The 5,111-nt window shown below is 74.3% G+C and carries 4 protein-coding genes; 2 read left to right on the top strand and 2 right to left on the bottom strand.

The features are described from left to right. Positions 1-135 precede the first annotated feature (135 nt). Complete coding sequence (locus ACSNOK_RS30560) at positions 136-633, bottom strand: N-acetyltransferase family protein (protein ID WP_436784047.1); 498 nt, start codon at positions 631-633, stop codon at positions 136-138. 181 nt (positions 634-814) lie between these two features. Here ACSNOK_RS30560 and ACSNOK_RS30555 point away from each other — a divergent pair, with 181 nt between their 5' ends. Both ACSNOK_RS30555 and ACSNOK_RS30550 read left to right on the top strand, forming a co-directional pair. Continuing rightward, the gene (locus ACSNOK_RS30555; RefSeq protein WP_436784046.1) at positions 815-1,261 is read left to right on the top strand and encodes an SRPBCC family protein; all 447 of its coding nucleotides are present in this window, start codon (positions 815-817) and stop codon (positions 1,259-1,261) included. A gap of 226 nt (positions 1,262-1,487) precedes the next feature. Further along, positions 1,488-4,088, top strand: a complete 2,601-nt coding sequence (locus tag ACSNOK_RS30550) for an MFS transporter (RefSeq protein WP_436784045.1) — start codon at positions 1,488-1,490, stop codon at positions 4,086-4,088. Positions 4,089-4,119: 31 nt separating this feature from the next. On the opposite strand, the gene ACSNOK_RS30545 is transcribed toward ACSNOK_RS30550, so the two are convergent. Continuing rightward, on the bottom strand, positions 4,120-5,034 hold the full coding sequence (locus ACSNOK_RS30545) for an AraC family transcriptional regulator (protein ID WP_436784044.1): 915 nt from the start codon (positions 5,032-5,034) through the stop codon (positions 4,120-4,122). Positions 5,035-5,111 lie beyond the last annotated feature (77 nt).

Below are 5,111 nucleotides of genomic sequence, written 5' to 3'. Positions count from 1 at the left end.
CTCAAACGCCGGACGGGCTGGAGTGGGCGCCCCTATTCAGCCCGTCCGGCGTTTGAGGACGAGCGGCGAAGCCGCGATAGCGGGGTCTGGGGCGCAGCCCCAGGAAGCGGCGAAGGGGCGGGTCTGGGGCACCCCTCACAGCCCCCGCACATACCGCACCTCCGCGACCGCCTCCCCGTCCACCGGATCCACCCGCTCCGCGCCGTCAGCCGCGAAACCCGCGCGAGCGTAGAAGCGACGAGCGCGCGCGTTCTCGCGCAGCACCCACAGACCCAGACGCGCATCCCCCCGCTGCCGCGCACTGTCGAGCGCGGCGGCGCACAGCGCACGCCCCACGCCGGTGCCGATGAGCGCGGGGCGCACGTAGAGGGCGTACAGCTCGCCGGCGGGCGCCGGGACGTCGGCGTCGCGGCAGGGGCCCAGGCAGGCCCAGCCCACCACGCCGTCCGCGGGGGCCTCGGCCACCAGCTCCACCGCCGGGAACTCGGCCGCCGCCCGGCGGGCCCGGTGCGCGGCGGCGTCCGCGGCCGGGTTCATGGCGGCGAGGTAGGGGGCGGGCACCAGGCCCCGGTACGCCTCCCGCCAGCCGGCGACCCGGATCTCCGCCACGGCGTCCACGTCTGCGTCGGTCATCTTCCGTATGCGCACCATGCACGCACGTTAGCGGGCGCGGGACGCCCGCAGACGGAAACGTCGGTATGTACGCGGAACGAGCGCACTCCGATTTGGGCGGGTGTGGCGATGGTGATTGGCTTTGCCCGCACCCGCGGGACACGCGGGCTGCTGCACATATCGTCATCCCGGAGGGCAAGTCATGGGCCAGGTCGAGGCCACCACCGAGCGGATCATCGCGGCGGACCCGGAGGAGGTGTTCGACACGCTCGCCGACTACAGCGGCACCCGTGCCAAGCTGCTGCCCGAGCAGTACAGCGAGTACGAGGTCCGGGAAGGCGGCGACGGCGAGGGCACGCTGGTGCACTGGAAGCTCCAGGCCACCAGCAAGCGCGTCCGGGACTGTCTGCTGGAGGTCACCGAGCCGTCCGCCGGGCAGCTGGTGGAGAAGGACCGCAACTCCAGCATGGTGACCACCTGGACCGTCACCCCCGCCGGCGAGGGCCGCGCCAAGGTCGTCGTCACCACGACGTGGACGGGCGCGACCGGCATCGGCGGCTTCTTCGAGCGGGCCTTCGCGCCCAAGGGCCTGGCCCGGATCCACGACGCCGTGCTCGCCCGGCTGGCCGGTGAGGTGGAGAAGGGCTGACCCGGCCGGCCGGGATCGGCGCCAGGCTTTTCGGGGCCGGCCCGTCCGCCGGAGCGGGCCCCGACCGCCGGGGCCGGCCCCGGCGCCGTGGGCTGACCTGCGGCCTCACCTGTTCGAGTGGTTTTCCCGGCCCCGTGCCGGGCTGCCACAACGCCTCCCACCGGCGGAAAGCCATCATGGCCGAACTCCCGGGTAAAACGTCGCGCTTGCTCCCCGTTGTCGCGTAATGCGAAAAAAGGGCGGCCGGACCAGGCGCGACGACGGGAGCACACACGTGGGCGGGTCCATCTCCGAGGCCATCGTGGCGACGAGCGGTCCACCCGCCCTGCCCGCGAGCGGCCCCGTCCCGGCCGGCCGGCGTCCCCGGCCGGGCCGGGGGCGGGTCCGCCTCGTCTTCACCGCGCTGATGCTCACCCTGCTCCTCGCGGCGCTCGACCAGACGATCGTGGCCACCGCCCTCCCACGGATCGTCGGCGACCTGCACGGCGTGGACCGGATGTCCTGGGCCGTCACCGCCTACCTGCTCACCTCCACCGTCGTCCTGCCGCTCTACGGCAAGGTCGGCGACCTCCTCGGCCGCAAGGCCGTCTTCGTCTTCGCGATCGTCGTCTTCGTCCTCGGCTCCGGACTGGCCGGCTGGTCACGGACGATGGACCAGCTCATCGCCTTCCGCGCACTCCAGGGCGTCGGCGCCGGCGGGCTGCTCATCGGGGTGCAGGCGATCATCGCCGACATCGTCCCGCCCCGCGAACGCGGCCGCTTCCTGGGCGTCATCAGCGCAGCCTTCGGCCTCGCCTCCGTCGCCGGGCCGCTGCTGGGCGGGTACTTGACCGACCACGCCTCCTGGCGCTGGTGCTTCTACGTCAACGTCCCCTTCGGCCTGATCACCCTCGCCGTCGTCCTCAAGGCCCTGGACCTGCCCCGGCCCACCGCCCGCGGCCGGTTCGACGTCCTCGGCGCGCTGCTGCTCAGCACCTCGGCCACCTGCCTGGTGCTGCTCACCAGCTGGGGCGGCACCGAGTACGCGTGGACCTCCCGCGTCACCGTCGGCCTCGCCGCCGGGGCGCTCGGCACGGCCCTGCTGTTCCTCGTCGTCGAGCAGTACGCGGCCGAACCCATCATCCCGCCGCACCTCTTCCGCGACTCCGTCTTCGTCGTCACCGGCCTGATCGGCGCGGTGGTCGGCGTCGGACTGTTCGGGGCCGCCAGCTACCTGCCGACCTTCCTCCAGATGGTCGACGGCGCCGACGCCACCGAATCCGGGCTGCTGATGCTGCCGATGATGGGCGGCGTCGTGGCGTCCTCGCTCGTCGCCGGCCAACTCGTCAGCCGCACCGGCCACTACAAGCTGCTGCCCGTCCTGGGCTGCGCCCTCTCCGCCGAGGGCATGTACCTGCTGTCGCACCTGGACGCCGGCACCGGCCGGCTGGTCTACAGCCTCTGGATGGCCGTCCTCGGCATCGGCATCGGCCTGTGCCTGCCGGTCCTGGTCCTCGCCGTGCAGAACTCCGTCCACCCCGCCGACCTCGGCACCGCCACCAGCGCCAACAACTTCTTCCGGCAGATCGGCGGTTCGGTAGGGGCGGCGGTCTTCGGCACGCTCTTCGCCCACCGGCTGGCCGCCCGGCTCGCCGGCGAACTCCCGCGCCGCGCCGGGCTCCCCGACGCCGACTCCCTCACCCCCGGCCTCGTCCACGCCCTTCCGGCGGCGCTGCGGGACGGCTACGTCCGGGCGTACGCGGACGCCATGCCGCGGATCTTCCTCTACCTGGTGCCGGTGTTCGTCCTCGGCTTCCTGTTCGCCTTCCTGCTGAAGGAGAAACCGCTGGTGTCCCACAACGCCCCCGACGCGCCCACCATCCCGTCCGCCCGGACCGAGCCGCCCCCGCCACCGCCCGCGCCCCTGATCACCGAGCCGGACCCGGCGCGGGAGGCGTACGTTCCCGACGTTCCCGGCGTCCCCGGTGTTTCCGAACCCGCCTCCCAGGACGCGTCGTCGCACTCCGCCGGGGCGCACACCGGGGCGTCGGCCGGGGTGCCCGTCACCGGTGCCGTCCAGCACCAGGACGGCACCACCGTCGCCCGGGCCGCGCTCACCCTGATCGACGTCCAGGGGCGGCAGATCGGGCGCGGCTCCAGCGGCGAGGACGGCCGGTACGCGCTCAGCACGCCCGGCACCGGCTCGTACGTCCTCATCGCGGCGGCCGGGGGCCACCAGCCGCAGGCGGTCACCGTGACCGTCGGCGACCGGCCGGTCGAACTCGACGTGGTCCTCGGCGGCGCGGGACGGCTGGCGGGCACCGTACGGGCCGCCGACGGCAGTCCGGTGTGCGAGGCGCTGGTGACGCTCACCAGCGTGCAGGGGGAGGTCGTCGCCTCCACCCGGACCGGGCACGAGGGCGGCTACGTCATCGGCGAACTCGTCGCGGGCGAGTACACCTTGGCCGCCAGCGCCCCCGCCTGCCGCCCGGCCGCCCTCCCGGTCACCGTCCAGTCCGCCCGCGAGACCCGGCAGGACATCGAGCTGGCGGGCGGCGCGGTGCTGCGCGGCACGGTCCGCGCCGGGGGCGGGCGGCCGGTCGAGGACGCCCGCGTCACCCTGCTCGACGCGGCGGGGAACGTCGTCGACTCCGCCATCACGGGTGCCGACGGCACGTTCCGCTTCGTCGATCTGTCCGCGGGGGAGTACACCGTGGTCGCGGCCGGGTACCCGCCGGTGGCGACGGTCCTCCAGGTCGCCGGAGGCGGCCGGACCGAGCGGGATCTGCAACTCGGCCATGCGGACCAGGGGCTGACGGACGCCTTCCGGGAGCGGTTCGGGAGGTGAGGTGGGACAGGTGGGGAGGGGGCATGGCGCTTCAGCCGCCGGCCGGTGACGCCGCGTCCGCGCTCGGCCGGCCGGCGTCCGCTCGGTTCTCGCCCTTCCCGCGGTCGCCCGTGCCGTCTTCCGCGGTGGCCCGGTGGGTGCTCGGGCTCACGCCCCTGACCCGCTTGAACGCCGCGCTGAAACCGAAGGGATCGGCGTAGCCGACGCGCCGCGCGACGGCGGCCACCGTCGTGCCGGGCTCGGACAGCAGATCGGCGGCCAAGGCCATGCGCCACTCCGTCAGGTAGGTCAGCGGGGGTTCGCCCAGCAGGGCCTGGAAACGCTTGGCGAACGTGGAACGGGACACTCCGGCGACGGCCGCCAGGGACGGCAGCGTCCAGGCCCGCTCCGGAGCGTCGTGCATGGCGCGCAGGGCGGGGCCCACCACGTCGTCACCCAGCGCCCGGTACCAGGCGGGCGGCGCGGCCCCGGGCCGGTCGAACCACTCGCGCAGCGTGCACACCAGCAGCCAGTCCAGCAGCCGGTCGGCCACGATCCGCCGGCCGGGCAGACCGGCGGTGAGCTGGACCTCCAGGTAGTCGCGCATGGCGGCGCAGTCGTGCTCGTCGGGGACCACGGCGACCGGCGGCAGGGCGTGCAGCAGCCTCCGCGGCACTTCGCCCGGGACCCGGTAGGCGCCGGCCAGGAGCGTCGTCCGGCCGTCGGGTGCCCCCGGGTCGTCCGTGAAGGTGAACGGACCCCGGACGATCGCGGTCTCGCCCGTGCGCAGCGGGCGCGCCTCCCCACCGTCGTCCGGGACGATCCGGCCGGCGCCGTGCAGGGGGACGCACAGGGTGAGGTAGGCGTCGTCGGCGAAGCGGAGCGTCCACGGGGGTGTGAGCACCGAGCCGGCGAGGACGGCGCCGTTGGCGCGCACGCCGCGCAGCAGGTCGTCGAAGGGGTCCATGGGCGGCACGCAGGAACGGATAGGGGCGTACCAACGCAGACGTGGCGGAGCGATCCTTATTCGTACCGCACACCCTT

Origin of the sequence: Streptomyces sp. URMC 126 (genome assembly GCF_051386555.1) — a bacterium.
In the GTDB taxonomy this organism is placed as follows: domain Bacteria; phylum Actinomycetota; class Actinomycetes; order Streptomycetales; family Streptomycetaceae; genus Streptomyces.
This window is presented reverse-complemented; position numbering and strand designations above follow the sequence as displayed.

Coding starts and splice junctions, on each gene's coding strand:
- ACSNOK_RS30560 (WP_436784047.1), bottom strand. CDS start 633: ATGACCGACGCAGACGTGGACGCCGTGGCGGAGATCCGGGTCGCCGGC.
- ACSNOK_RS30545 (WP_436784044.1), bottom strand. CDS start 5,034: ATGGACCCCTTCGACGACCTGCTGCGCGGCGTGCGCGCCAACGGCGCC.
- ACSNOK_RS30550 (WP_436784045.1), top strand. CDS start 1,488: ATGCGAAAAAAGGGCGGCCGGACCAGGCGCGACGACGGGAGCACACAC.
- ACSNOK_RS30555 (WP_436784046.1), top strand. CDS start 815: ATGGGCCAGGTCGAGGCCACCACCGAGCGGATCATCGCGGCGGACCCG.